The organism is Polynucleobacter sp. IMCC 30228, from assembly GCF_021395205.1.
Taxonomy (GTDB): Bacteria; Pseudomonadota; Gammaproteobacteria; order Burkholderiales; family Burkholderiaceae; genus Polynucleobacter.
In genome coordinates this window covers 148,406-173,858 of sequence record NZ_JAJVCS010000004.1, presented here as the reverse complement: position 1 = coordinate 173,858, position 25,453 = coordinate 148,406, and the positions used below count along the sequence as shown (strand labels likewise).

22 protein-coding genes and 1 other RNA gene are annotated in these 25,453 nt (G+C 45.7%); 8 read left to right on the top strand and 15 right to left on the bottom strand.

Annotated elements, in window-relative coordinates; genetic code table 11:
• Nucleotides 1-17: 17 nt before the first annotated feature.
• The 8 genes from rpsA to gyrA all read right to left on the bottom strand — a co-directional run bounded on the left by rpsA (nucleotide 18) and on the right by gyrA (nucleotide 10,767).
• Nucleotides 18-1,691: a 30S ribosomal protein S1 gene (gene rpsA, locus LZT21_RS08520; RefSeq protein ID WP_233937287.1), complete on the bottom strand. Its 1,674-nt coding sequence runs from the start codon at nucleotides 1,689-1,691 to the stop codon at nucleotides 18-20.
• 154 nt (nucleotides 1,692-1,845) lie between these two features.
• Nucleotides 1,846-2,502: a (d)CMP kinase gene (gene cmk, locus LZT21_RS08515; protein WP_233990262.1), complete on the bottom strand. Its 657-nt coding sequence runs from the start codon at nucleotides 2,500-2,502 to the stop codon at nucleotides 1,846-1,848.
• 19 nt (nucleotides 2,503-2,521) lie between these two features.
• Nucleotides 2,522-3,859 carry a 3-phosphoshikimate 1-carboxyvinyltransferase gene (gene aroA / locus LZT21_RS08510; protein WP_233990260.1) on the bottom strand — a complete coding sequence of 446 codons (1,338 nt, stop codon included), beginning with the start codon at nucleotides 3,857-3,859 and terminating at the stop codon, nucleotides 2,522-2,524.
• Nucleotides 3,856-4,728: a prephenate dehydrogenase/arogenate dehydrogenase family protein gene (locus LZT21_RS08505; RefSeq protein ID WP_233937284.1), complete on the bottom strand. Its 873-nt coding sequence runs from the start codon at nucleotides 4,726-4,728 to the stop codon at nucleotides 3,856-3,858. The genes aroA and LZT21_RS08505 overlap by 4 nt, the downstream gene beginning before the upstream one ends.
• Nucleotides 4,725-5,861: a histidinol-phosphate transaminase gene (hisC, locus tag LZT21_RS08500; protein WP_233924172.1), complete on the bottom strand. Its 1,137-nt coding sequence runs from the start codon at nucleotides 5,859-5,861 to the stop codon at nucleotides 4,725-4,727. Before hisC ends, LZT21_RS08505 begins: the two co-directional genes overlap by 4 nt.
• Nucleotides 5,862-5,867: 6 nt before the next feature.
• Entirely contained in the window at nucleotides 5,868-6,950 is a 1,083-nt protein-coding gene (gene pheA, locus LZT21_RS08495; RefSeq protein ID WP_233990258.1) for a prephenate dehydratase, read from the bottom strand.
• Nucleotides 6,951-6,953: 3 nt separating this feature from the next.
• Nucleotides 6,954-8,051: a 3-phosphoserine/phosphohydroxythreonine transaminase gene (gene serC / locus LZT21_RS08490; RefSeq protein WP_233924170.1), complete on the bottom strand. Its 1,098-nt coding sequence runs from the start codon at nucleotides 8,049-8,051 to the stop codon at nucleotides 6,954-6,956.
• A 28-nt stretch (nucleotides 8,052-8,079) separates the two neighbouring features.
• On the bottom strand, nucleotides 8,080-10,767 hold the full coding sequence (gene gyrA, locus LZT21_RS08485) for a DNA gyrase subunit A (RefSeq protein WP_233924169.1): 2,688 nt from the start codon (nucleotides 10,765-10,767) through the stop codon (nucleotides 8,080-8,082).
• A gap of 153 nt (nucleotides 10,768-10,920) precedes the next feature.
• On the opposite strand from gyrA, the gene ompA reads away from it, so the two are divergent.
• From ompA to ssrA, 4 genes are all read left to right on the top strand, one after another.
• On the top strand, nucleotides 10,921-11,523 hold the full coding sequence (gene ompA / locus LZT21_RS08480) for an outer membrane protein OmpA (RefSeq protein WP_233990256.1): 603 nt from the start codon (nucleotides 10,921-10,923) through the stop codon (nucleotides 11,521-11,523).
• A 111-nt stretch (nucleotides 11,524-11,634) separates the two neighbouring features.
• Nucleotides 11,635-12,336 (top strand): bifunctional 2-polyprenyl-6-hydroxyphenol methylase/3-demethylubiquinol 3-O-methyltransferase UbiG, encoded by a 702-nt coding sequence (ubiG, locus tag LZT21_RS08475; RefSeq protein ID WP_233990254.1) that lies wholly within the window; start codon nucleotides 11,635-11,637, stop codon nucleotides 12,334-12,336.
• Between the two features lie 10 nt (nucleotides 12,337-12,346).
• Entirely contained in the window at nucleotides 12,347-13,015 is a 669-nt protein-coding gene (locus LZT21_RS08470; RefSeq protein ID WP_233990251.1) for an HAD family hydrolase, read from the top strand.
• Nucleotides 13,016-13,068: 53 nt separating this feature from the next.
• Nucleotides 13,069-13,427: a transfer-messenger RNA gene (gene ssrA / locus LZT21_RS08465) on the top strand.
• Nucleotides 13,428-13,530: 103 nt separating this feature from the next.
• On the opposite strand, the gene LZT21_RS08460 is transcribed toward ssrA, so the two are convergent.
• Nucleotides 13,531-15,420: a hypothetical protein gene (locus LZT21_RS08460; RefSeq protein WP_233924165.1), complete on the bottom strand. Its 1,890-nt coding sequence runs from the start codon at nucleotides 15,418-15,420 to the stop codon at nucleotides 13,531-13,533.
• Between the two features lie 294 nt (nucleotides 15,421-15,714).
• On the opposite strand from LZT21_RS08460, the gene LZT21_RS08455 reads away from it, so the two are divergent.
• From LZT21_RS08455 to LZT21_RS08440, 4 genes are all read left to right on the top strand, one after another.
• Nucleotides 15,715-16,401: a Crp/Fnr family transcriptional regulator gene (locus LZT21_RS08455; protein ID WP_233924164.1), complete on the top strand. Its 687-nt coding sequence runs from the start codon at nucleotides 15,715-15,717 to the stop codon at nucleotides 16,399-16,401.
• 226 nt (nucleotides 16,402-16,627) lie between these two features.
• Entirely contained in the window at nucleotides 16,628-17,269 is a 642-nt protein-coding gene (locus LZT21_RS08450) for an outer membrane protein (protein ID WP_233924163.1), read from the top strand.
• A 115-nt stretch (nucleotides 17,270-17,384) separates the two neighbouring features.
• A complete protein-coding gene (locus tag LZT21_RS08445; RefSeq protein ID WP_233990249.1) occupies nucleotides 17,385-18,743 on the top strand; it encodes a chitinase in 1,359 nt (452 codons plus the stop codon).
• 102 nt (nucleotides 18,744-18,845) lie between these two features.
• Entirely contained in the window at nucleotides 18,846-20,102 is a 1,257-nt protein-coding gene (locus LZT21_RS08440) for a glycoside hydrolase family 18 protein (protein WP_233924161.1), read from the top strand.
• A 37-nt stretch (nucleotides 20,103-20,139) separates the two neighbouring features.
• On the opposite strand, the gene LZT21_RS08435 is transcribed toward LZT21_RS08440, so the two are convergent.
• The 6 genes from LZT21_RS08435 to LZT21_RS08410 are packed head-to-tail and all read right to left on the bottom strand — an operon-like array spanning nucleotide 20,140 to nucleotide 25,335.
• Nucleotides 20,140-21,342 carry a class I SAM-dependent methyltransferase gene (locus tag LZT21_RS08435; RefSeq protein WP_233990366.1) on the bottom strand — a complete coding sequence of 401 codons (1,203 nt, stop codon included), beginning with the start codon at nucleotides 21,340-21,342 and terminating at the stop codon, nucleotides 20,140-20,142.
• On the bottom strand, nucleotides 21,335-21,736 hold the full coding sequence (locus LZT21_RS08430; RefSeq protein ID WP_233990247.1) for a Zn-ribbon domain-containing OB-fold protein: 402 nt from the start codon (nucleotides 21,734-21,736) through the stop codon (nucleotides 21,335-21,337). The genes LZT21_RS08435 and LZT21_RS08430 overlap by 8 nt, the downstream gene beginning before the upstream one ends.
• Complete coding sequence (locus LZT21_RS08425) at nucleotides 21,733-22,905, bottom strand: thiolase domain-containing protein (RefSeq protein WP_233990245.1); 1,173 nt, start codon at nucleotides 22,903-22,905, stop codon at nucleotides 21,733-21,735. The genes LZT21_RS08430 and LZT21_RS08425 overlap by 4 nt, the downstream gene beginning before the upstream one ends.
• Nucleotides 22,906-22,931: 26 nt before the next feature.
• A complete protein-coding gene (locus LZT21_RS08420; RefSeq protein WP_233990243.1) occupies nucleotides 22,932-23,927 on the bottom strand; it encodes a tripartite tricarboxylate transporter substrate binding protein in 996 nt (331 codons plus the stop codon).
• A gap of 36 nt (nucleotides 23,928-23,963) precedes the next feature.
• Nucleotides 23,964-24,626: a 3-oxoacid CoA-transferase subunit B gene (locus LZT21_RS08415; protein ID WP_233990241.1), complete on the bottom strand. Its 663-nt coding sequence runs from the start codon at nucleotides 24,624-24,626 to the stop codon at nucleotides 23,964-23,966.
• Between the two features lie 31 nt (nucleotides 24,627-24,657).
• Nucleotides 24,658-25,335 carry a 3-oxoacid CoA-transferase subunit A gene (locus LZT21_RS08410; protein WP_233990240.1) on the bottom strand — a complete coding sequence of 226 codons (678 nt, stop codon included), beginning with the start codon at nucleotides 25,333-25,335 and terminating at the stop codon, nucleotides 24,658-24,660.
• Nucleotides 25,336-25,453 lie beyond the last annotated feature (118 nt).

Here is a 25,453-nt window from a genome sequence, read left to right as displayed (position 1 = left end):
AGTAGCGTAGATTTAAATTAGCCCTGATTGTCCATTTTTGCTTTTAATAAAGCGCCTAAATTGGTCGTACCCGATTGCGCCTCACCTTGCATTTTGGTCATCGTGTCCTGCTGATCAGCACTATCTTTTGCTTTAATCGAAAGATTAATGGTGCGTGACTTACGGTCAATATTAATAATCATTGCAGTTACCGAATCACCCTCTTTCAACACATTGCGCGCATCTTCAACCCGATCAGTTGAAATTTCGGAAGCACGTAAATATGCTTCTACTTCATCGGCCAAATGAATGACTGCGCCCTTGGCATCAACACTCTTCACGGTTCCTGTAACCATACTACCTTTATCGCTAGTCGAGGTGTAATTGTTGAATGGGTCACCAGACAACTGCTTGATACCAAGCGAAATACGCTCTTTCTCAACGTCAATTGCTAGTACAGTTGCCTCAACTTCATCGCCTTTTTTATACTTCTTCACAGCCTCTTCACCTGGCTCGTTCCATGATAGGTCGGAGAGATGCACCAAACCATCAATGCCCCCAGGCAAGCCAATAAATACTCCGAAGTCGGTAATCGACTTAATTGCACCGCTTAACTTATCGCCTTTTTGTTGACCACGTGAAAACTCTTCCCAAGGGTTCGCTTTGCACTGTTTAATGCCCAAGCTAATACGGCGTTTATCTTCATCAATATCAAGCACCATCACTTCAACTTCGGTGCCTAAAGCAGTGGCCTTACTAGGTGCGACATTTTTATTAGTCCAATCCATTTCAGAAACGTGGACCAAGCCTTCGATACCAGATTCGATTTCAACAAACGCGCCGTAATCGGTGAGGTTCGTGACTTTGCCAAATAAACGGGTATTTGGAGGATAGCGTCGAGCGATGCCAACCCAAGGATCATCGCCAAGCTGCTTCACACCGAGTGAGACACGGTTCTTCTCTTGATCGAACTTCAAAATCTTTGCGGTAACTTCTTGACCAACAGTCAACATCTCGCTTGGGTGACGCACGCGACGCCAGGCCAAATCGGTAATGTGTAAGAGGCCGTCAATGCCACCCAAGTCAACGAAGGCGCCGTAATCAGTAATATTTTTCACCACACCCTGTACGACGGAACCTTCTTTGAGATTCGACATCAACTTAGCGCGCTCTTCACCTTGACTGGCTTCGACTACTGCACGACGGGATAAGACCACATTGTTACGCTTCCGATCAAGTTTAATAACTTTAAACTCCATCGTTTTGCCTTCATAGGGGCTTGTGTCTTTAATGGGGCGGGTATCAACCAGTGAGCCAGGTAAAAAAGCGCGAATGCCATTCACCATCACAGTGAGGCCGCCTTTAACTTTGCCAGTCACCGTACCGGTGACGATCTCGGCTTGTTCGAGGGCTTTTTCGAGATTCATCCATGATGCCAATCGTTTGGCCTTGTCACGGGACAAAATCGTATCGCCATAACCATTTTCAAGCGCATCGATGGCAACAGAAACAAAATCGCCAGGGTTAACTTCAATTTCACCAGCGTCGTTATGGAATTCTTCAACAGGAATAAACGCTTCCGACTTTAAACCAGCGTTTACAACTACGAAATTATGATCAATACGAAGTACTTCGGCCGAAATAACCTGGCCGGTTTTCATATTAGAACGGGTTAGGGATTCTTCAAATAGTGCTGCAAAAGATTCAGACATGTGTATTCACTTTGTGCCGCCGGAAGGCCCGACGGGTTAGGTTGCAAAAGCCTTACAGAAACACGCTTTTAAGAATTTGCGTTGTAGAGTTTCTGAAGACGCCAAAAAAACAAGAAAACGAATTACAAACTACTTTTACCAAAAACACTTGGATTCATTCTTCATACCAAGCTAAAACTTGCCGCACCGCTTGGTCAACTGATAAATCAGAGGTATCCAAGGTTTTGGCTCCTTCTGCTATTAAGAGGGGCGCATTTTTGCGGGATTGGTCCCGTGCATCACGCTCTTCTAAATCTCGCAGTAAGTCTGCCATATTAGCAGAAAATCCCTTAGCTATCAACTGCTTATACCTTCGTTGGCCGCGCGCCAGTACGCTCGCGGTGAGGTAGACCTTAAGGCTGGCATCAGGGAAAATCACACTACCCATATCGCGCCCATCAGCCACCAAGCCTGGCAATTGACGAAAACTGCGCTGCAAACCCACTAAAGCGGCTCTAACCTCAGGATGAATCGCGACTTCCGAGGCCCTTTTGCCAATTGACTCTGCCCGAAGAGCGCTACTAACATCCGCCCCATGCAGTAAAACTAAGCCATCCTTGAAGGAAATGGACAGTGTGGCAGTAAGTTGCCCTAAAGCAACAGCCTTGGTGGAACTTAAGCCCGCTCGCTCACTGGCCAGTGCCACTAGACGATATAAGGCGCCACTTTCTAAATAATGGAATCCCAAGGCCTGGGCGACCAATATCGCTACCGTCCCCTTGCCCGAAGCAGTGGGGCCATCGATGGCAATGACGGGGGGTAAAGATGGCATGAATTAAGTCTTAAATCAATTAAGTGAGGTGCTTGATGAGGACGGCAAAATAATCAGGGAAGGTTTTTGCTACGCATGCAGGATCATTTATTTGAATTGCCTTTGGACCGAAGCTGGCTAATGAAAAACACATGGCCATGCGATGATCATCGTAGGTATCGATTCCCGCAACTGGTGAACGCCAATTTGCGCGTGTGGTTGGCGGCCGAATACACAAATAATCATCCCCTTCCTCTACGGTTGCTCCTAATTTTTGTAATTCTTTTGCCATCGCTGCAATGCGATCGGTTTCTTTTACCCGCCAACTAGCAATATTATTTAAGCGAGTTTCTCCTTCAGCAAATAAGGCAACTACCGCTAAGGTCATCGCTGCATCTGGAATCGCCGTGCAATCTAAGGTAATGCCTTGTAAGCGACCTGAGGATGTTTGTACTCCAGCCACCTCAAGCCAATCGGCGCCTTGATGAACTATCGCCCCCATTTGCGCCAACGCGGCCACAAATGCGACATCACCTTGGATACTATCGCGACCGACTCCCAACACCCGCATCGGACCCTTAGTAATGGCGCCGGCTGCTAAAAAATAGGATGCTGATGAAGCATCGCCCTCAACCAGAACTGTGCCAGGGCTTTGGTACGCTGTGCCCTTAGCTGCGGGAATTAAAAAAGTATGGTCATCGGGACACTGCACAACTGCTCCAAATAAAGCCATCATCTTGAGGGTAATCTCAATGTAGGGACGAGAAATTAATTCACCGACCACTTCAAGTCGAATGGCTTGTTTTGCCACTAACGGTAATGCCATCAACAAGGCCGTTAAAAACTGACTCGAAACATCACCACGAACTTGCACTGCTGCAGGAATTGAAATCGCAGCTGGATTAATTTGAATGGGTGGATAACCTTCTGTACCAAGATATTCAATCTCTGCGCCCAGTTGACGTAAGCCATCCACCAAATCGCGAATGGGGCGTTCATGCATTCTCGGCACTCCCGATAAGCGATATGAACCCCCTTGTACAGCTAAAGCCGCCGTTAATGGGCGAATAGCAGTACCCGCATTACCCATCATCAAATCAGCTTGCTTAACAGGAAAGTGCCCGCTACATCCCTGCACCTTACAAGCCAACTCAAAGACCTGATCGGTGACCTGTAAACCCAAAGTGCGCAGGGCTTGCCGCATCACTTGCGTGTCATCAGCATCCAATAAATTTTGTAAACGGGTTTCTCCGCTAGCTAAAGCTGCTAAGAGCAAAGCGCGATTAGAGATACTTTTAGAACCGGGCAATTGCACTGTTCCACTAGCTTGGGTAAAGGGGCCCAATTGAATCATGGGAGCTTGACTAAGCTCAGTCATTCAGACCCAGTCCATTTTTGGCGTGCCTCACTCGCTTTAATAAATAATTTTTCTAAGGCAGCGCCATCGCTATTGGCAATTAAATCGCGTAAGTGTTTTGTTATAGCAAGATATTGATCTAATTCATGCAAGATGGCTGCCCGATTAGCCAAACAAATATCACGCCACATTTCAGGACTAGATGCAGCTATGCGGGTGAAATCACGAAACCCACCGCCCGCGTGGCCTAACTTCTCAGCTGCATCTTCCGCATTCATCACGCTTAACATCAAGGCATAAGATAAAACATGAGGTAAGTGTGATACAGCAGCATAAATAGCGTCGTGTTGGATTGCTGAAATCAGTTTTACAGTTGCGCCTGTAGCACTCCAAAATTGTTTAATTAAATCTAAATCGGTCGCAGAATTTTCTTGTAAGGGGCAAATAATGGTTTGCTTTCCCCTAAACAAATCGGCTTGCGCAGCTGCTGCGCCATGTTGCGCGCCCCCAGCAATTGGGTGGGCCGGAATAAATTGGCAAGCTTTTTTGCCCAAGACTTCTTTTGCGGCCAAAATAATATCGCTCTTAGTACTGCCTGCATCGGTCACTAAGGTATTGACTTGTAAGATCGGCTCGAGGGCAATAAAGCAGGCACGCATTTGCGCAACGGGCATGCATAAAACAATAATTTGCGAGCGCGCGGCAGCCTCAGGAAGACTTACTACCGCATCAATCGCACCCATTGTTAATGCTTGATCTAAATTAGCTTGACTACGCCCCACCCCCAAAACTTCTGTTACGCAACCCGCTTTTTTTAAAGCTAAACCAAGTGAGGCACCAATTAAGCCCACCCCAACAATCGTTACCGTTCCAAAATGGGCTTGACTCATAAGATGGCGCGTAAGGCTGCAATAAAAATGGCGTTTTCTTCAGGCAAGCCAATTGAAATTCGCAACCATTGCGGTAAACCATAATTACCAACCGGTCGCACAATAATGCCCCGCTTAACCAAAGCTAAATTCACTCGCACGCCCGCACCTTCATCGTCGCCTACCCTAACTAAAACAAAGTTACCCGCTGAGGGCAGAAAGGGCAAATTGAGTTCGGTGAATGCTGCAGTCAACTGCGCATAACCAGCGCGATTCAAATCGTAACCACGCTGTAAAAATTCCGTGTCTTGCAAAGCCGCAATCGCCGCAGCTTGGGCCAAACTATTCACATTAAATGGCTGGCGAATCCGATTGAGTAAATCGGTTAACTCGGGTTGTGCAACGCCATAGCCAATTCGTAATCCAGCCAAGCCATAGGCTTTAGAAAAACTTCTTGATACCAGTAAATTGGGAAAGCGCTTAACCCAGTCAATCGCGTTATAACGCTGTTCGGGACTTAAGTATTCGTTGTACGCCTCGTCCAACACCACCACCACATGACTAGGTACAGCGCTTAAAAAAGCTTCAATTGCCGATGCACTTAAATAACTACCCGTTGGATTATTCGGATTGGCAATGAAAACTAACCTGACTTTAGATTTACCTAATGACTCGGTATTGTTAACTGCTGCAAGCATGGCAGTTAAATCATGCCCATAATCTGCCGTGGGTGCAACTTCAATAGCCTGCGCGCCAACGGCTTGCGTTGCTAATGAATAGACCGCAAAAGCATGTTTAGAAAAAATAATGGTGTCGCCTGCTTGGGCTACTGCTCGGGCCGCAAGCTCTAAAATATCATTGCTGCCATTCCCCAAAGTAATCCAATCGCTAGGAACGCCGAGGCGATTAGAAAGAACTTCCTTCAGCTCAAAGCCATTGGAATCAGGGTAGCGACCTAAGTCACTTGCTGCACGAACCATTGCATCCATTGCCGACTGCGGCATACCGAGGGGATTTTCGTTCGAGGCTAGTTTGACAATCTTGCTTTCATCTAGGCCATATTCCCGTGCTACCTCGCTAATAGGCCGGCCGCCAATATAAGGTGCAATAGCCTGCACATGTTGTAAACCCAGTTGGGCAGTCTTCGTAATCATCGTCAATTAAACCGTAGCGCGAGGATAAGAACCCAGCATTTTATAAAATGCTGCTAGCGCCTGTAAATCGCTAAGGGCTAAAGCAACTTGGGCATCTTCAGCATGACCCGCAATATCAATATAAAAATGATATTCCCAAGTGCCCTTACGCGCGGGACGAGACTCAAAGCGCGTCATTGACACCCCATGTTGGGCTAGCGGCGCTAATAAGCGATAAACCGCACCGGCTTGGTTATCCACCGATAACACTAAAGAAGTTTGATCGTGACCCGTTGCCTGGCAAGTATGCCGACCAATAATGACAAAACGGGTGCGATTGTGCGCATCATCTTGAATATGCCCTGCATTCACTTGCAAACCATAAGCAATTTGAGCAGGATCACCGGCTATTGCAGCCAAAGTGGGATCGAGTGCAGCCATGCGAGCCGCCTCAGCATTGCTACTGACGGCCTGTCGTTTGAGGTTTGGAGTATGGGCAGTAAGCCATTGCTGACACTGCGCTAAAGCTTGTGCATGTGCACAAACCGTGGTTACTCCAGCAAGCAAGCCTGTCTTGGTAAGTAAATGGTGACGAATCGGCAAAACTACTTCGCCACTAATTTGCAAGGGCGAATCTAAGAGTAAATCTAAAGTTCTAGAAATTGCCCCTTCACTCGAATTTTCTACAGGCACCACGCCAAATTGCGCTGCCCCCTTTTCAACCGCCTTAAATACCTCATCAAGGCTATTGCAAGCAAGGCCTTCAATCGAACTTCCAAAAGCAGCCTCAGCTGCTTGCTCTGAAAAAGTTCCTCTTGGACCTAAATAGGCAATCGTTTGCTTAGCTTCTAAAGCCCGACAGGCAGACATAATTTCTCGCCATATGGCCGTAATGCCTTCCGCATGCAAAGGGCCCTGATTCGATTGCAGCAAATTAGCAATCACTTGTAGCTCGCGTTCAGGCCGAAAAACTGGCGAAGCGGCCTCGCCTTTAATGTGCCCAATCTCCTGCGCGGTACGAGCGCGCTTAGACATGAGCTCAAGAAGCTTGATGTCGAGAGCATCAATTTGCGCTCGCAAGGGTGCAAGGCGTTGATCTTCCGTTGCCATTAATTAAGCCAATCTTTCAAATTCACGCATAAATTCAATTAGAGTCTCGACACCTTTTAAGGGCATCGCGTTATAAATACTAGCGCGCATCCCTCCCGCTGCCTTATGACCCCGCAATGCTGCTAAGCCATTTTCACTCGATTGCGCTAAAAATGCAGTATTTAATTCTTCATTTTTTAAAAAGAAAGTGACATTCATCCGCGAACGTACCGATTTTTCGACGCGATTTTCGTACAAACTACTACCATCTATAAAATCGTAAAGTAGTTGGGCTTTTAGTTGATTACGCTTGGCCATTACGGGGACACCGCCTTGTTGAATCAACCATTTAAATACCAATCCCGCCATATAAATTGAAAAGGTCGCTGGGGTATTAAACATCGATTGATGATTAACTTGTTTAGCCCAATCAAATACCGAGGGCGTTATTTGCATTTGGTGGCCGATTAAATCGCGCCGAATAATCACTATCGCCGCCCCCGCTGGACCAATATTTTTTTGTGCTCCGGCAAAACAAACACCACAGCGTGACACATCGAACTCTCGCGACAAAATATTACTGGAGATATCGGCAACGAGGGGAGCATCACCCACCTCTGGAATCGTTTGAAACTCCACTCCACCAATGGTTTCATTTGCGCAGTAATGCACATACGCCGCATCACTCGATAATTGCCAAGTCGCTCGATCGGGAATCGAGCGGTAATGATCTGCTACTGAAGTGGCCGCTAAATGGGCAACCCCATATTTTTCAGCCTCTTTAATCGACTTTTCCGACCACACCCCTGTGACAATAAAGTCGGCTTTGGGCCCATTGGGAGCTAAGGACATGAGGTTCAGAGGAATCGCCGCATTTTGACCAATACCGCCCCCTTGCAATAACAAAATTTCGTAGTTATTGGGAATGTGCATTAAGGCACGTAAATCTTGCAAAGCCTCTTCATATACTGCCATGAACTCTTTGCTGCGATGGCTAATTTCCATCACGCTTGTGCCAAGACCATGCCAATTTAATAATTCATCAGCTGCCTGCTGCAAGACTTCGGCAGGCAAGGTTGCGGGCCCCGCTGAAAAATTAAAGATGCGGTGGTCAAACGTCATGTTGGTGAGTTAATTAGCCCAAGACAGGCTAGTTACCCGCATCATCATCAGGCACATCAGACCCCGTATCTAGCGTGCCTTCGCTCACCAGCCCACCATCTGCATCGACCTCTTCGCCATCATCATCGGTATCGCTCTCAGCAATGCGCTGCAGACCTGATAAACGGGTGCCCTCGTCGACATTAATTAAGGTAACGCCCTGAGTAGCTCGGCCCATCTCCCGAATTTCAGCAACCCGGGTGCGCACTAAAACACCTCCCGTTGTAATCAACATAATTTGATCATCTGGGGAAACCAAAGCGGCTGCAACTACTTTGCCATTTCGCTCGGAAGTTTGAATCGCAATCATACCCTTGGTGCCGCGGCCGTGACGGGTGTATTCCACGATAGGTGTGCGCTTACCAAAACCATTTTCGGTAGCTGTTAAGACACTACCCTCGGTAACTTCTGCAGCTGTTTCAGCAGGCGCTACCAACATGGCAATGACCTGCTGGGCGGCGGCGAGGTTCATACCCCTTACCCCACGCGCAGTTCGGCCCATGGGACGCACATCATTTTCATCAAAGCGAACCGCCTTACCAGCATCCGAGAACAACATCACATCATGCTTTCCATCGGTAATTGCTGCGCCAACCAAGAAATCGTTTTCGTTTAAATCAACCGCAATAATGCCGCCTTTACGGGGATTAGAAAAATCAGATAAACGCGTTTTCTTGACGGTTCCCAAGCTGGTGGCCATAAAGACAAAGTGATCATCCTGATAACCCTTAATTGGCAAAATAACAGTGATCTTTTCGCCCTCAATTAAAGGGAACATATTCACAATCGGTTTGCCGCGCGAAGTACGACTACCTTGCGGTACTTCCCACACTTTTAGCCAATACATCCGACCCCGATCGGAAAAACATAAAATCGTGTCATGGGTATTGGCAACAAATAAGGTATCAATCCAATCCTCGTCTTTTGTCGTTGCGGCCTGTTTACCGCGACCCCCCCGTTTTTGTGCCCGATATTCGCTTAAAGGCTGGCTCTTCATGTAGCCGGTATGCGAAAGGGTCACCACCATATCAGTAGGCGTAATTAAATCTTCCGTGAATAATTCCGTCGCATTCATTTCAATAAAAGAGCGCCGCCCTGAATCACCACCAGCAATACCAAATTCAGCTTGCACTTCTTTTAATTCTTCCTCAATAACCTGCGTGACCCTTGATGGCTTGGCTAACAAATCGAGCAGATCGGAAATTTCAGTCATGACCTCTTTATATTCCGCAACAATTTTGTCTTGCTCAAGACCAGTCAAACGCTGCAAGCGCATTTGTAAAATTTCTTGCGCCTGACTATCGGATAAGCGATACAAACCGCTGGCTTGCATGCCATACTCGGGCAATAAACCATCGGGGCGGTAAGCATTACGACCGCCGGGAGTGTCGGTTTCAGCGCGCGCTAACATCTCGCGCACCATGGCAGAATCCCAAGGTTTGCTCATTAATTCTTGTTTAGCAACCACCGGATTTGCCGCGGCTTTAATGAGTACGATGAACTCGTCGATATTCGCCAATGCAACTGCGAGTCCTTCAAGCACATGGCCGCGATCGCGAGCTTTACGCAATTCAAAAATCGTCCGCCGCGTAACTACCTCGCGTCGATGCTGTAAAAAATATTCCAGCATCTGTTTCAAATTGAGCAGGCGTGGTTGGTTATCAACCAAGGCCACCATATTCATCCCGAAGTTATCTTGTAGCTGAGTGCTCTTGTATAAATTATTGAGTACGACTTCTGGCACCTCACCGCGCTTAAGTTCAATAACAACCCGCATGCCTGATTTATCAGACTCATCACGTAAATCGGAAATGCCTTCAACTTTTTTCTCGTTGACTAATTCAGCAATGCGTTCGAGTAAATTCTTTTTATTTACCTGATACGGTAACTCATCAACAATGATGGCTTGGCGTGAACCCTTATCAATATCTTCAAAGTGGGTTTTAGCCCGCATCACTACCCGTCCTCGGCCTGTACGGTAACCTTCACGCACGCCTTGAACCCCATAAATAATGCCCGCAGTAGGGAAGTCGGGGGCGGGCACGATTTCGATTAACTCATCAATAGTGCAATCGGGGTTATGAAGGACATACAAACAAGCGGTGATCACTTCATCTAAGTTATGGGGGGGGATATTCGTAGCCATACCCACGGCGATGCCTGAAGAGCCGTTAATCAGTAAATTGGGTACTTTGGCAGGCATGATCAGGGGTTCGTGTTCGCTCCCATCGTAATTAGGCCCAAAATCAACGGTTTCTTTATCTAAATCGGCTAAAAGCTCATGGGCGATTTTGCGTAAGCGAATCTCGGTATACCGCATTGCCGCGGCATTATCGCCATCCACTGAACCAAAATTGCCCTGGCCATCAACTAACATATACCTTAGCGAGAAATCTTGAGCCATTCGGACAATAGTGTCGTAGACCGCAGAATCGCCGTGCGGATGATATTTACCGATGACATCGCCAACTATACGGGCAGATTTTTTGTAAGGACGATTCCAATCGTTGTTTAATTCATACATCGCGAAAAGGACCCTGCGGTGGACCGGTTTTAGACCGTCACGTACGTCTGGCAAGGCTCTGCCGACTATGACGCTCATGGCGTAGTCCAAATAGGACCTCCGCATTTCGTCTTCTAGGGATATTGGTAGTGTTTCTTTAGCGGCTTGTTCCATATCGAAATAATATCATCTAGAAGACCCATAACTTGTGCTAACATTCTGGTCAGATTGTAAGAAATTTAGATGTGTCGCCTTGCAAAAGCTTAATAAAGCAAAGCGAAACGTGTGAGTTTGACATTATTTTAAAGTGATTTTTGAGGACAAAAAATGAACAAAACCGTAAAACTATTGCTCGCTTCTGTAATTACCATTTCAGCAAGCTCGGCTATGGCCCAAGGTAAAGACAACTGGGCTAACTCAGATGGCACCATACCTTGGAAAAACTCCGATGGCACACTGTGCTGGCGCGATAACAACTGGACACCCGCTTCAGCAATGGCAAAGTGTGATGGCTGGATTGCTCCTAAGCCTCCTGCTCCTGCTCCTGCTGCTGCACCTGCTGTAACCCAAAGCAAAATCACTTTACAAGCCGATACCTTGTATGACTTCGATAAATCAACATTGAAGCCAGAAGGCAAAGCTACTTTAGACAAAATTGCTGCTGATTTAAGCAAAATCAAATTAGAAGTCATCATTGCTGTTGGTAATACCGATAGCATTGGTACTGATGCATACAACATGGCTCTTGGCCAGCGCCGTGCGCAATCAGTTAAAGACTATTTGGTTAGCAAAGGTGTCGATCAAAGCCGTATCTATACCGAAAGCAAAGGCAAGAGCAACCCAGTTGCTAGCAATGCTACTGCTGAAGGACGTGCTAAGAACCGCCGTACCGACATTGAAGTTGTAGGAACAGCTGCTGTTAAGAAGTAAGCGCTTCTCTCGCAAAAAAGCCCGGTTAATCCCGGGCTTTTTTGTTTCCGCTATATTCGTAAATTTGGAAGTCTAGCTCTCTAATTCCTCTTTTCACTCGTCTATAAATATATGAACGTCGATCAATCTGAAATAGCTAAATTTAGCGCTCTTGCCCATCGCTGGTGGGACCAAAATAGCGATTTCAAACCCTTGCATGCTATAAATCCATTACGACTGGGCTGGATAAAGTCTTTCGTCGAACTGAATGATCAACGTGCTTTAGATGTTGGCTGTGGTGGCGGCATTTTGGCTGAAGCCTTGGCACAATCGGGTGCACAAACGACTGGCATTGATTTATCGGAAAAGGCCCTAAAAGTGGCTGAGTTACATGCGCTTGAAAGTGGCGCACAAGTAAATTATCAAGCCATCTCTGCCGAAGCACTTGCGCTAACTGAGCCCGAAAGTTTTGATGTAGTGACCTGCATGGAAATGCTCGAGCATGTACCCAGCCCTGCTTCAGTGGTCCATGCCTGTGCAACACTAGCTAAGCCTGGAGCCACCTTATTTTTTAGCACCCTCAATCGCAACCCAAAATCGTATTTATTTGCCATCATTGGGGCCGAGTATTTACTGCGTTTGCTACCAAAAGGTACTCATGACTACCGTAAATTTATTACGCCCTCTGAATTGGGGCGCTTTGTGCGTGATGCAGGGCTTGAAATCATTGACATTAAAGGTCTTAGCTACAATCCGCTTACGCAAATTTATAGCCTTAGTGACGACACTTCTGTTAATTATTTAATTGCGACGCGTAAAGCTTCTAAAAACTAGGGGTAATGATTTGGCCCATAGCCCGTTCGCAGGAATATTTTTTGATTTAGACGGTACGCTTGCTGATACTGCGCCTGATTTAGTTAATGCTGCCAATTTATTACTCATTGCCCGTCAACTTCCACCAAAGCCTTATGAAGAAATGCGTCCCCACTCATCTGCAGGTGCGCGCGGTTTAATCCAATGCGCCTTTGGTATCGATACCAAGCATCCTGACTTCATTCCTTTGCGCGATGAATTTTTTATTAATTACGAACAAGCGCTATTAGTCCATAGCAGCATCTTCGAAGGTATTCATGATCTATTAAATACCTTAGACGATGCCAAAATGCCTTGGGGTATCGTTACCAATAAAAGTGAGCGCTTTACGCATCCATTAACTGAGCTCATGGGTTTACGGCATCGCGCTGCCTCCACCGTTTCAGGAGACACGACTGCCCATCCAAAACCCCACCCCGCGCCATTGCTGCATGCAGCAGAAATTGCCCAAGTGGACCCCAATAAATCCCTTTATGTCGGTGATGATATTCGCGATATCGTCGCTGGTAAAGCCGCTGGAATGAAAACCGTCGCAGCCGCCTATGGCTACTGTGGTTGTGCTGAACCCCCGCAAGACTGGGGCGCTGACTTCCTCGTCAATGATCCTCGCGAGCTACTGGCGATCGTCTTTCCCAAATAAGGTGCAATTTCTTTAGAAGCGCTTTAAAATAGTCGTCCCAACGTTTTTAATTCGGGGTCGACATGGTTTCGACGTGGATTACAAAGCAGCAAGGGCATACCGAGGACCCGTTATCTCGTAAATCAATGGGAATGTAATAACTGCTAACGACGAACGTTACGCACTAGCCGCTTAAATGCGGTTGCCCCTGAACTGATTCTCTCTTGGGTCAGGTAGCGCAAGCTACATCAGGGTCATTTACAAGAGATAAGATCATCTCGTGTCACGAGGGGTGATACGAAAACTAAGTGAATCGCGATTGCATAGCGTGTTGGTTCGCGGTGCAATGGTTAAATTAAATAACACAACTAAGTATGTAGAACTTGTTGTAGAGGATTTGCGGACGCGGGTTCGATTCCCGCCGACTCCACCATTTTGAAGTCTGTAACAGTGCAACGCCACCCACCAGGGTGGCGTTTTTCTTTATAGATAAAGGCCCGCAATATTCGCCGGGGAATTCAAGCAAACAGTGGTGACTAGCTACAACTTTGTACGGTCCATGCAGAGCTAGTTGCACTACCAGTAGCTGGCGCATAAGCCCATTCCGCACTGCTATTGCACCAAGCTGCAACACCGGCATTGCACTTGTATAAAAAACCATCGCTAGCTTTTACGATGGTTCCACTTAAATAGCTACCACGTCCAGCTGGATATACCTGTGAACCACTTGGACAGTTATTACTAATACTTGATGTTGGGCTTGACATTGGTGATGTCGTAGCACCACCAATGGTGGTTTGAGTAACGGCACTAAAGCTAATGTTTAAGTTAGCAGCTAAATTATTAATCGCAGCATCTAATAAATTAAAGAATTGCGTTCTGCCAGCAGTAGTAGAAATATTTAAAATAGTAGTCGAGCTCAAACCAGTGGCTGTTAAGGCTACAGTAAAAGCTTTATTACTATCTGCGGGCGCTATATAGCTATATTGGTTGGAACTGTTAAGGTACGCCATCGTTCCAAATACGTTACTAAAAATAGTCGCAATATCTTGAGCATTTAATTGCACACTATTTGTAGCAAGAATTGCGCCAGAATTAAATGTTTTTTGGTTATAAATTTGATCAAGGTATAAACGAATTTGGCGGGGATATAAAATAAAGGTTGAACCAGCAGATTCTGTTGAGCCAATGGCTGCTATATAAGCGGTGTCAGACAAGCTGTAGTCACCTATTGATTTCAATTGCGCCATTTCTGGGTTTGTTGTGTACATCCCCGCGCAGACTCTGAAATAATCTTTAATGATTGCGGAATACGTACCCGCGTTATAGGCCGCGTTCAAAATTAAATCATAAATATTATTTACAGCTTGAGCCGAGCTAGGTAGCGATAAATTACTCATACATTTGGCATAATATTGAGATTGGGGACCCCAAGTTTGCGCATTATTCATTGCCAAACGATTCATATCATTAAAATGGAAATATGCGGCGGCTAATGGGCCAAAGTATTTTTGATCAAGGGAATCTGGCCCCTTACTTAAAGTTTGACTACCGTTATCTTGTTGTTCCACGGTATACCCAAGGCCTTTTTGGAGTGCCACAAAATTAACCAAACCAATACCGCTTGAATCTTCAAGGCGTTTTGAGTAGTCATTAATTTGATATGGCCCACCTTGGCCAATCGCTAATAAGCTTGCCCGTTGCGCATCATTTGCATTGATCCAATTGGTCGAATTAATATAACCTGCTGTATCAATATTTTCTTGCAATAATTGACCAAACAAACTGCCATAAATATAATCTTTATTAAACTGTAAGTTCGGATATTTTTCGCGCATCATTCGTCCAAGCAGGGCTCCGGCGACATAATTTGAAATCAATAAATCCGTGTAATTTGAAGTCAAGGTTAATTTTTCAATATTTCCAGAGCCATAGGGCAAATTCAAGTGATAATTAATCACCCCACTAGCAGTACTTAATGGCGTAAATTGAATGGGAGATGGTAAACCATTTGTAGCATTGGTAATATTAGATGGGGCGGGTGGCACCGCAGTCGGTGGATTGACTAAGGGTATTGGTTCAGCTATCGGGGTTGGAGCAACTCCACAATTGCTTATTAATGTCCATGGCTGACCACTCCCAGCACCCCCGCTATTCGTTTCTGGATTATTTCCTTGGGTCCACCAATTATTTTTATATTCACTCCCATTTTGTACTACCAGCATGCCAGGGGTTGCATAAACTTTATTGGTATCCCAAGTAGCAATTCCATCGCATGTTGAATTTGTCAGGCCATTGGCCGATAGTTGTAAAGCGCGGTTTTGCGCTACAGTAGGTTCATTAGATGACCCGCCCCCACAGGAGATGAGCCATAAAAGTGGTAGCAAATACACTATCGACAATAATTTTTTTAAATAAGTAAGCATCGCATTCTTCTTGATTTAATTAGGCGCAAGGATTCGCCCGCTTAGCCAAGTCTAATAGACCCTTATAAGCTCTATCAAGAAATGAATTATTTTGGGCGGTAATAGTACCGATTTTAAGAATTATGTTGATTTTTTAATTAATTTTAAGATCCACTTTAGTAAAGTAAATTTTTGCTAAACTATTTCCAAAGGGGTATTAATTGCGCCTAAAAGCCAGTTAATTTATCCTGAATAATTGAAGGGTGACTCTTTTCGCCGCCTAAAATTTATAGTAATTTGCGGAGACTTTAACTGATGACACTCTCACCGACAGTTTCAAATTTACTACTGCAAAACATCCCTCTTTTTTCTTTGTTATCTGAAGATAGCTTAACTTTACTTTCGAGGGCAACGGCTAGGAAAAAATTTCCAAAAGAATATCTTATTATTTCTGCTGGTGAGCATGCCAATAATCTTTATGCAATTATTAGTGGTGAAGTAAAAGTCTTCATGAATGATAAAAAACAGAAAGAAATTATTATTACCAAGTTACATAAAGGAGACTTCTTTGGGCATATGGGGTTATTAGACAATAGCAAGGGTTTGGCTTCGGTGATGACAACCAAAGATACGGAAATATTATTATTAAGTAAAATTGAATTTCAAAAGTGTCTTAAAAAAAATCCTAATTTGGTTTTAGAATTACTACATACTATGGTTCACTATCTTCGTGCCGCAGATCACAAGATCAGTAGCCTTGCTTTGTTAAGTGTTTACCAGCGCGTTGCTGATTTTCTAATCATGACAGCCAAGCCAATGGGTGATAAGCGGGCATATGTTGATGAGGCTTCAAGACAAGATATTGCAGAAGTTGTGGGCGCTTCTAGAGAAATGGTTGGGAAGGTATTGCATAGCTTGGAAATGAAAGGGTTGATCCAGATTCACGGCAAAGCAATCGTTTTAAGCCAGGAGATTGCATTACCTGCCGATGACGATGAATAAACCGTTCGTTTGATTTAAAAATCAAACTAAGTTCATTTAGCGAGCGCAGGATTAACATGCATATATAGGGCAGTTAATTTATGGCGAATCCTGGCCCAGTTGCTGAGATGTAAGGGAAAACCCTACTATATTGGTAAATGATTGGGTTTAGTATTTAATAAATTGATCAAGTACCAATGCTAATGTTGTCATACATTCAAATTTATTAATAAAAAACAGGGGCCCCATGAAAACTAAACAGCTCATCATCACCACAGCACTGGCTAGCGCATTAATCGCACCCAGTGCTTTCGCACAATCAGTTTTTCAAGGGTTTTATGGCCAAATTGGTATTGGTTATGAATCCTCTGCCCCGAGCTTTTCAGGTGGTACTGTTACTGGCACCCCCTACACCTATTCAGTCTCTTCTAGTAATCTCAATTACTTTACTGGCACAGTCGCAGCGGGCTATTACTTTCCGATCACGAACGCCTTTCTCTTGGGTATTGGCGCTGAGTATTCTCCCATTGAGAGCCCTTCTACTAATTACAGCGTAACCATTCCCAGCGCTAAATACACTGAGCAGCAAGGCGTGAAAAAACAAAATTCTTATAATATTTTTATCTCACCAGCTTGGGCTATTGATAAAGAAAAATTAGCCTACGCCAAAATTGGCTATGCTAGTGCCCAATATAAGGCTGAACAAACCGATACCTTTACTGGCTATTCTTTGGGTCTAGGGTATCGTCAAATTATTACGGGTAATTGGTATGGCTTTGGTGAAATTAACTATACCAGCTACGGCAACCAAAACTTAGCTAGCAATGCGACTGGTACCGTTAGTATTAATGCAACCAATGCCCTTGTTGGGGTAGGTTATAAATTCTAATTTAATAATTTTTATTTAAACCGGCACTATTACCGTTTTTCCTACTTTATTGCTGGAGTAAGATCCAATCAGTCCTTTAAACTTAAAAAGCATCCATTAAACGAGATCAATCCAAATGAAAACTCTAATAAAACGTCTTTTTATCTGCGCTACCGCTGTAATAACTTTAGCCTCTTGTGGTGGCGGTAATGATGTCGCTTCCGGTGGCACGGGTACTGGAGTGACCTCCGCTAGTGCGGTGACTAATACTGCACCAACCTCCGTCACTGCCACTAAGGCGGCGATGGATAAGATTGGCGACCCAACACCAGCGTGGGTAATGCAGGCTTACCAACAAATATTTCCGAGTAATCCTGCTGGGTACACTGCGCAATCGCTATCCGATGCGCTAGCCTTCCATAACGTATTTGCCGGGCAAGATTCTGTTCAGCAAGTTTATAATTTTGCTGGGTTCTTGGCCAATGCAGCTCATGAATCGGGTCTTTTTGTATATATGACTGAATTAGGTGGCTACAGCCCAGGATCCCCCACCAATTGGAGTACAAATGGACAAGGGGTATTTTCTGGTAGCTATGCTGGTTGCCAAGTTCCCTATGGTGGAACCGGTACAAATTGCTACTATGGCAGAGGAGCTCTACAAATTTCGCATGACTATAACTATAAGGTATATGACACAGGTAATGGGGTCTATGCAAACCCGGATAAAATTTTAGGAAGTGGTGCGCCAAACTTTACTAATAATCTTTTATTTGACTCAGCAGTCTGGTTTTGGTCGGATGACTCAACGGGACTCCAAGCACTTCGCCCAGTTGATGGATTTAAAGCCGCTTCCAGCACTTATGCTGCAAGTGATCCTTTTGGGCAATCTATTAAAGTTATTAATGGGGGCATTGAATGTGGCCCAAACCCAGCAGGAGGAGCCACGGCTATTGCCGAAAGAAACGATCGGATAGCTAAATTTATCAGCTATCTTCCTACCATTGCCAAGGCGGCGGGAGTGCAACTGGTTTCGGGCTATAGTTCAGCAGCAGATGGCACAATTGGTGTGGCTTGTACAGCCGGCGCGGCTCCCGCAGCTTTTACAATGACCATTCAAAATACTGGGAGCACCTATGCTTCCGTCATTCTTCAGGCGCCTGACTATAGTGCGTATTACTATATCGGCGCAGGGAATATTGCAATTGCGCCAGGCGCAACAGTTACCGTTGGCACTACAGCAGCTAAACTGCCTCTGGTTAGTAGTGGTTTAAATAGTGCATTTCCCAGCACTGCAGCGCAAGTAGTCATTCCCAGAATTAGTATCGGTACTTATGGAAGTGCTGTCGATGTGACCACTTCAAACCCAACTAATGGCGCAGCGGGAACCCTCTGTAGCAGCTTGCCCCTGCCCGCGGCTAATTTTCGGCCTAATACTAAAGCATCAATCGTCATCAATGTTGGGGCTGGGACATGTGCTTTAACAAATCCCAGTTAAAAACTTAGCGCCTCCTCATCTCAACAGTCGTGCTGAATATACAGTGCGACTGTTTCGGGGTTTCAGCATAAATAGTGCTTCTCTTTTAATAGGAAATTGACTATGCTGCCCATCCTCAAAAAAATGACTATGTGCGTTTCTGCCGTCATCGTTTTAGCTTCGTGCGGTGGTGGCAATGATGTGGCCTCTGGTGGCACGGGTACTGGAGTGACTTCCGCTAGTGCTGTTGCGCCTGCTGCGAGTGTAGCCAGTTCTAATACTAGTGCTCGCACTTCGATATCCCCAACCATGGCAGCAATCGATAAAGTGGGGAACTCCTTCTCATCAGTTCCCGCAGGCTCAATTCTGCGCGTAGCTTACGTTGATGCATTTGCAAATACATTTGCAGGGATTCCAACTGCGGGGTTTGCTGCACCCGACATTCTGATTTATGCATTTGTGCAGTCTGGCTTAACTTCTCCGGTCTTAGATTCTGCGCTAATCAGCGCTATTACAAGCGCGGCACCAAAACAAAGTGTGGGATCAAAAACTTTTATTAGCATTGGCGGTCAAAATGGCTCGAGCGCAACCCTCAGCAATACCGCAACGGTAGTGAGCAATGTTAGTGCAGGAATTAAAGCGCTTAATGCTACGCTCCCCAAAGCAAATCAAGTAGTAGGGGTTGATTTAGATTTAGAGAATGGCATTAGTGCAGCGACCATTTCAGCCTTAGCAGCTGGCTTTAAGCAGGCTGGGTTCTTAGTTTCAATTGCGCCGCAACCCATTGCGGGACCTGTGCAAGCTGCACCTTGGAATGCGCCTAACGTAGATCCAGCTGCTCCAAATGGAGTTACAGGAGTTAGCTCGGCATTATATTTAAGCTCGGGGAGCACCTCTAACGACTACGGCGCTGCTATAGCCAGCGGTAATGTGGACTATATTTTTGCTCAGGCCTATAACACTGGGCCGGGTGCAGTTAATATCGGCCAGTGTGCTGAAACCCAAACCTGTATTATTGGTCAGCTAGCAACTGCATTTAATAATCTAATCAAAACAAGTTGTGCAGGCTCTACTGGCACGCCTTTATGTATTCCGAGCACTACTCAATATGCCATTGGCTTACCTTCGATTCGCGGTGCGGCTGGAACTTATACGATCTGGCAACCACCTTCGTCTGCCGCTTACAGCGATCAAACTATTCTCAGTGCACTAGCCGCCGAGATTAATAAAGCGCCACTAAATGGTAAAAATGGAATTATGACTTGGGTCCTAAATGCAGACTATTCACCAGCTAAGGATCCTTACAATGACTCGTATGCCTGTACTGGAGGATTTAGCTCAGTTGTATTTGGAGCAACACAAGCCATGAGTTGCCCCTAAAGCATTTGCTAGCTTGACTCATGAAAACAGTTGACGCCTAAGGTTTAGTCAATACTCCCAAGCGCCACAAATTAGTGATCTCAGCAGAGCGCGCAGCATGTAGCGGATCTGTTGCGTCACTTATCTTGGGATGACGTGGCTTGATGGATTCTTTTCCCAGAACCACTAAGCCTGCATTTTCAATCCACGTCATTAACTCTGCCTGCGAGCGTAAACCTAAGTGTTCAGCTATATCGGAAAGAATCAACCACCCTTCGCCATTTGTTTCTAAATGCGCAGCTAAGCCATTGATAAACACGCGTAACATTTGACTATCGGGATCGTAAATAGCGCGCTCTAATGCAGAACTCGGGCGTGCTGGAATCCACGGCGGATTACAAACGATGAGGGCTGCTTTACTTGGCGGAAATAAATCGTACTCAGCTACGGTCACCTGCTCGCTTAAGCCCAACTGTAAGAGATTTTCTTGTGCGCAGATTAAGGCACGCGCATCAATCTCAGTGGCAATAATTTTTTCAATGCCACGCTTTGCCAAAATGGCAGCGAGCACGCCCGTTCCTGTACCAATATCGAATGCTGTGGAATTCAAGCTAAGCGCTTTTGGTAGCACAGCATTTGCCACCAACTCAAGATATTCACCGCGAATCGGGGAAAAAACACCGTAATGGGGATAAATACGTTGCGTGCCATTGGCGTCTAAAGCCTTAATTACTACCCCTTTTTTACGCCATTCATGGGCACCTACTAAACCCAATAATTCGCGTAAGGAAATGAGGTAAGACGCATTGATTTCCCCGAAAGCCTCAAAGCAAGCTTCTGCAACTAATGGTGCTCGGCGTAATGCAATCTGGTGATTTGGGTCAACCCGAATTATGATCTGACCTAAAGTTCTCGCACGCTGTGATTGCGCTAGGCGATGCAGATTAAATACATCATTTGTTATTGCAACTGGCAATTTGTCATGCAGCTTCTCCTGCACATTCTTTTTGGAAACACGTTTTTTCTTCCGTGGGCGATCAATGCGCCGCGCAATTGCTTGTAAAAGTTGCCGGGCATTTTGAAAGTCGCCCCGCCATAATAATGCAGTCCCCTCACAAGCTAGCCGATACGCATCGTCTGCGGGGATTGTATCGTCTGCCAGCACCATTTTTTTAGGGGGCAGCAGTCGATTTTCTGAATGCCAAAGTGCCGAGTGGCTTTGATCGCCCTCAAGCCAAGTAACGGTAGACTTATCAGGCAATGGGTTCAAACAACGGTACTTTCTGACCTTCTTGGGTTTCTTGCATCACCACCTTAACCGGTTGACCAATATAAATTGCATCAAAATCACAATTGGTAATATGCGTTAGCATTTTGATACCCTCTTCTAAGGTCACATAAGCCATGGCAAATGGTACCTCTACGCCACGGCGCATGACGGTAAACGAATAAATTTCGCCTTTACCACTCGACTCAACCCAACGGGTTTGATCACTGCCACAATGCGGACAAATCGTTCGCGGATAAAAATGGGGTTCATTGCAAGCTGAGCACATTTTTAGTAGTAAACGCCCATCTTGAGCCGCCTCCCAAAAAGGCTTATTTTCGGCATTAATCACTGGGCTTGGCAAGGGTACATTCAAAATATTGCTCATGACACTCTGCCCATAATTAAGGTGGCTGCGCCGTGGCGCGTTCCCAGAGCGCCGCCAATGCCAGAGGCTAAAGCAAATTCCAGATTCGGAATTTGCACTGCCGGATGGGCTTCACCGCGCAATTGGCGCACTGCCTCAATGATCTTCGTCATACCGCCTCGATTGGCTGGATGGTTGTTGCATAAGCCACCACCATCAGTATTAAAAGCTAGCGAACCTTTACCAGCGATTAACTGGCCGTACTCGACAAAACGACCACCTTCGCCTTTTTTACAAAAACCTAAATCTTCTAACTGAATTAATACGGTGATAGTAAAACTATCGTAAATCGAGGCATACCGAATTTGCTTTGGCGTTATACCGGCTTCTGCAAACGCGCGAGGGCCAGTCCAAGCTACACCAGAATAGGTTAAATCGACCTTGCCACCCATTTGTCCTTTGGCCGATTCAGCAGCACCCAGCATTTGTACTACTGGGCGCTTTAATGACTTAGCGATATCGGGATGCACCACAATTACTGCGCCGCCGCTATCGGTTACCACACAACAATCGGCTCGGTGCAAGGGATCAGCAATCATTGGCGAGCTTAAAACATCTTCTACCGTTAGCACTTCCCGCAGTAAAGCATGGGGATTATGTTGCGCATGCGCTGAAGCGGCTACTTTAATCCACGCCAGCTGTTCGCTGGTAGTGCCAAATTCGAACATATGGCGCATGGCACACATCGCATACGTATTTAATGGCGCTGGTGAGTAGGGTTTTTCAAAAGCAAAGTCGGGCGCAGATGCATGTTGACTGCGCACCTGTGTACCGCTCGATCCCTCTGATTTAGGCCGGCCTGCTAAGGTAATCAAGGCAACCTTACACTGCCCTTGGGCGATTGCGCGAGCAGCATGATTTACATGCGCTAAATAAGAAGCGCCACCAATATCGCTTGAATCAAGATAGTTAACCTTTTTTAAGCCCAAATAATCGACCATCGACACTGGGCCCATTCCTGGAGCATCGCCAGCACAAAAGTAGCCATCAACATCATTTAAGCTTAAGCCTGCATCTAATAGCGCACCTCGAGCTACCTCAGCATGCAATTGCGCCACCGTATGATTAGGCGCTACCCGTAGTGGGTGTTCATAAATACCTACAATGCAGGCGTTTGATTTAGATGACATTCGTAATTCCTAGCGGACCAGCGCAATTATTCAATGGTAATTTTCGATTGCACTATTAACTTGCGCCAGCGCTCAACTTCACTGGAAATAAAGCGGGTAAATTGTTCTGGAGTGCCTGGCATTGGATCAGCTCCTTGCGCAATTAATTTATCTTTAAATTTAGGATCAGCCAAAATCAGTTGTAGTTCTTTATTTAAACGATTCCGAATCTCTACTGGCAAGCCCGCTGGACCCACTAAGCCATACCATGTGCCCATGTCATACCCAGGTACACCTGCTTCTGCAATGGTGGGTACATTGGGGGCTGCAGGGGAGCGCTTGGCGGTAGTAACACCCAAAGCCCGTAAATTTCCAGCCTTCACTTGCGGTAATGCACTGGGTAAATTCGGGAAAGCCATATCTACTTGCCCCGAAATAATATCGGCCATTGCACTACCAGTTCCTTTGTAGGGAATATGGACTAAATCAATATTGGCCATTTTCATGAAAAGTTCAGCCGATAAATGGACTGAGGTGCCATTACCGCTAGAAGCAAAAGTGAGTTTGCCTGGGCTTGCTTTAGCTGCGGTAATGAGCTCGCCCACTGTCTTATAGGGCGAACTCATCGGCACCACGAACATATTAGGCGCCGAAAAAACGCTACCAATTGCCGTAAAGTCTTTAATCGGATCGTAATTGAGATTCTTATACAGCGAAGCATTGACTGCTTGGCCAATCGAAGGAAAATATAAAACATAGCCATCAGGCGCTGAACGCGCGACTAATTCTGCAGCGATATTGCCATTGGCCCCTGCACGGTTTTCAACAATGACTGATTGACCTAGGCGTAACGATAAATTTTCTGCTAACGAGCGCCCTACCGTATCCGCTGCTCCGCCAGGAGAAAACCCGACAATCAAGCGTATGGTTTTCGATGGATAGGTCGAGTTATCGGTCGCCGCGAATACCGCAGTACCGCATAAGACCAGTAAAGTAGCCAGTCCCGAAGTAAATAGGGATATAAAACGATATTCTTGTCTCATGATGTAATCTGCCGCGCTCTTCTGATCTGCATCAACTTAACTGCTTTTGCCATTGCGTAGCTCAACTCCACTGAGTTCACGCAACTGCTCAAAGCTTAAACCGTCCACCCAATCGAGTGCAACAAGCCCACTTGGGGTAACTAAAATTGTTGCTAAATCAGTATAAATACAATCAACCACGGCTAGCCCTGTAATGGGGTAGGTACAAGTATTAACAATCTTAGATACACCTGATTTAGTCAGATGTTCCATCATCACAAATAATTTTTTTGCCCCTAAAGCTAAATCCATCGCTCCACCTACTGCTGGAATGGCCTTGGGATCGCCAGTACGCCAATTAGCTAAGTCACCTACTACTGAAACCTGAAAGCCGCCTAAAACACAAATATCAATGTGCCCTCCGCGAATCATGGCGAATGAATCAGCATGATGAAACAATGATGCGCCAGGCAGCATCGTGACAGGTTGTTTACCCGCATTAACAATTTCTTCGTCTATTTGTTCGCCTACAGCTAAAGGCCCCATACCCAGCAAACCATTTTCGCTATGCAAAATAATTTCGCGATCAGGCGGTAAATAATTGGAAATAGTCATTGGCTGACCAATCCCTAAATTCACCGTTGCGCCATCGGGTATGTCTGCGACGATGCGTTTAGCAATCTCTGCAGTACTACGCTTTTTAAGCTGACTTAGATCCATGCTAAGCCCCGCCTTGAATTTATTTTGAGAGTCATGTTTTCTCCCGTTCACCGATACAGACCACGCGCTTCACAAAAATCCCGGGGGTAATAATCGTCTCGGGATTTAATTCTCCTAATTCCACCAGCCGATTTACCTGAGCAATCGTGCACGTTGCGGCAGTAGCCATGACAGGCCCAAAATTACGGCCTGTACCGTGATACGTTAAATTGCCCCAACGATCACCTAGATCAGCTTTAATTAATGCGAAATCGGCTTGAATCGCCATTTCTAAAATTTGTTGAACACCATTGATCTCTTTAATCTCTTTGCCAACTGCTAGTTCAGTGCCATAAGCAGTAGGGGTGAAAAAAGCGCCTATACCTGCACCGCCAGCACGTATACGCTCGGCTAAAGTGCCTTGTGGCACTAATTCCAATTCAATTTTTCCAGCACGAAATAAATCATCAAAAGCCCCAGATTCAGGTTGACGTGGAAATGAACAGATCATTTTGCGTACCCGTCCATTAGCAATTAATTTAGCAATCCCCAAACCCGCATTACCAGCATTGTTACTCACAATGGTTAAGTCTTTAGCGCCCTGTTCGAGGAGGGCATCTAAAAGCTGAAATGGTAGGCCTGCGCCTCCAAATCCTGACACCAGAATGGTGGCGCCATCCAAAATATTTCTCACTGCTTCGGCTGTATTGGCGACGATTTTTTGGATCACTACTGCCCTCCCTTTTGCTTCATGCGCATAGCTTAACCTCTTTTTTTCTTATCCGAATAATCCCACAATTATGTAGTTGATAATTGTTCTCATTTAGAATTTCTCCTCACCCACTCAG

Coding starts and splice junctions, on each gene's coding strand:
- rpsA (WP_233937287.1), bottom strand. CDS start 1,691: ATGTCTGAATCTTTTGCAGCACTATTTGAAGAATCCCTAACCCGTTCT.
- LZT21_RS08440 (WP_233924161.1), top strand. CDS start 18,846: ATGCTGCCCATCCTCAAAAAAATGACTATGTGCGTTTCTGCCGTCATC.
- LZT21_RS08445 (WP_233990249.1), top strand. CDS start 17,385: ATGAAAACTCTAATAAAACGTCTTTTTATCTGCGCTACCGCTGTAATA.
- ompA (WP_233990256.1), top strand. CDS start 10,921: ATGAACAAAACCGTAAAACTATTGCTCGCTTCTGTAATTACCATTTCA.
- serC (WP_233924170.1), bottom strand. CDS start 8,051: ATGACGTTTGACCACCGCATCTTTAATTTTTCAGCGGGGCCCGCAACC.
- LZT21_RS08420 (WP_233990243.1), bottom strand. CDS start 23,927: ATGAGACAAGAATATCGTTTTATATCCCTATTTACTTCGGGACTGGCT.
- LZT21_RS08425 (WP_233990245.1), bottom strand. CDS start 22,905: ATGTCATCTAAATCAAACGCCTGCATTGTAGGTATTTATGAACACCCA.
- pheA (WP_233990258.1), bottom strand. CDS start 6,950: ATGGCAACGGAAGATCAACGCCTTGCACCCTTGCGAGCGCAAATTGAT.
- LZT21_RS08505 (WP_233937284.1), bottom strand. CDS start 4,728: ATGAGTCAAGCCCATTTTGGAACGGTAACGATTGTTGGGGTGGGCTTA.
- LZT21_RS08415 (WP_233990241.1), bottom strand. CDS start 24,626: ATGGATCTAAGTCAGCTTAAAAAGCGTAGTACTGCAGAGATTGCTAAA.
- hisC (WP_233924172.1), bottom strand. CDS start 5,861: ATGATTACGAAGACTGCCCAACTGGGTTTACAACATGTGCAGGCTATT.
- LZT21_RS08455 (WP_233924164.1), top strand. CDS start 15,715: ATGACACTCTCACCGACAGTTTCAAATTTACTACTGCAAAACATCCCT.
- ubiG (WP_233990254.1), top strand. CDS start 11,635: ATGAACGTCGATCAATCTGAAATAGCTAAATTTAGCGCTCTTGCCCAT.
- LZT21_RS08430 (WP_233990247.1), bottom strand. CDS start 21,736: ATGAGCAATATTTTGAATGTACCCTTGCCAAGCCCAGTGATTAATGCC.
- LZT21_RS08450 (WP_233924163.1), top strand. CDS start 16,628: ATGAAAACTAAACAGCTCATCATCACCACAGCACTGGCTAGCGCATTA.
- gyrA (WP_233924169.1), bottom strand. CDS start 10,767: ATGGAACAAGCCGCTAAAGAAACACTACCAATATCCCTAGAAGACGAA.
- LZT21_RS08460 (WP_233924165.1), bottom strand. CDS start 15,420: ATGCTTACTTATTTAAAAAAATTATTGTCGATAGTGTATTTGCTACCA.
- aroA (WP_233990260.1), bottom strand. CDS start 3,859: ATGACTGAGCTTAGTCAAGCTCCCATGATTCAATTGGGCCCCTTTACC.
- cmk (WP_233990262.1), bottom strand. CDS start 2,502: ATGCCATCTTTACCCCCCGTCATTGCCATCGATGGCCCCACTGCTTCG.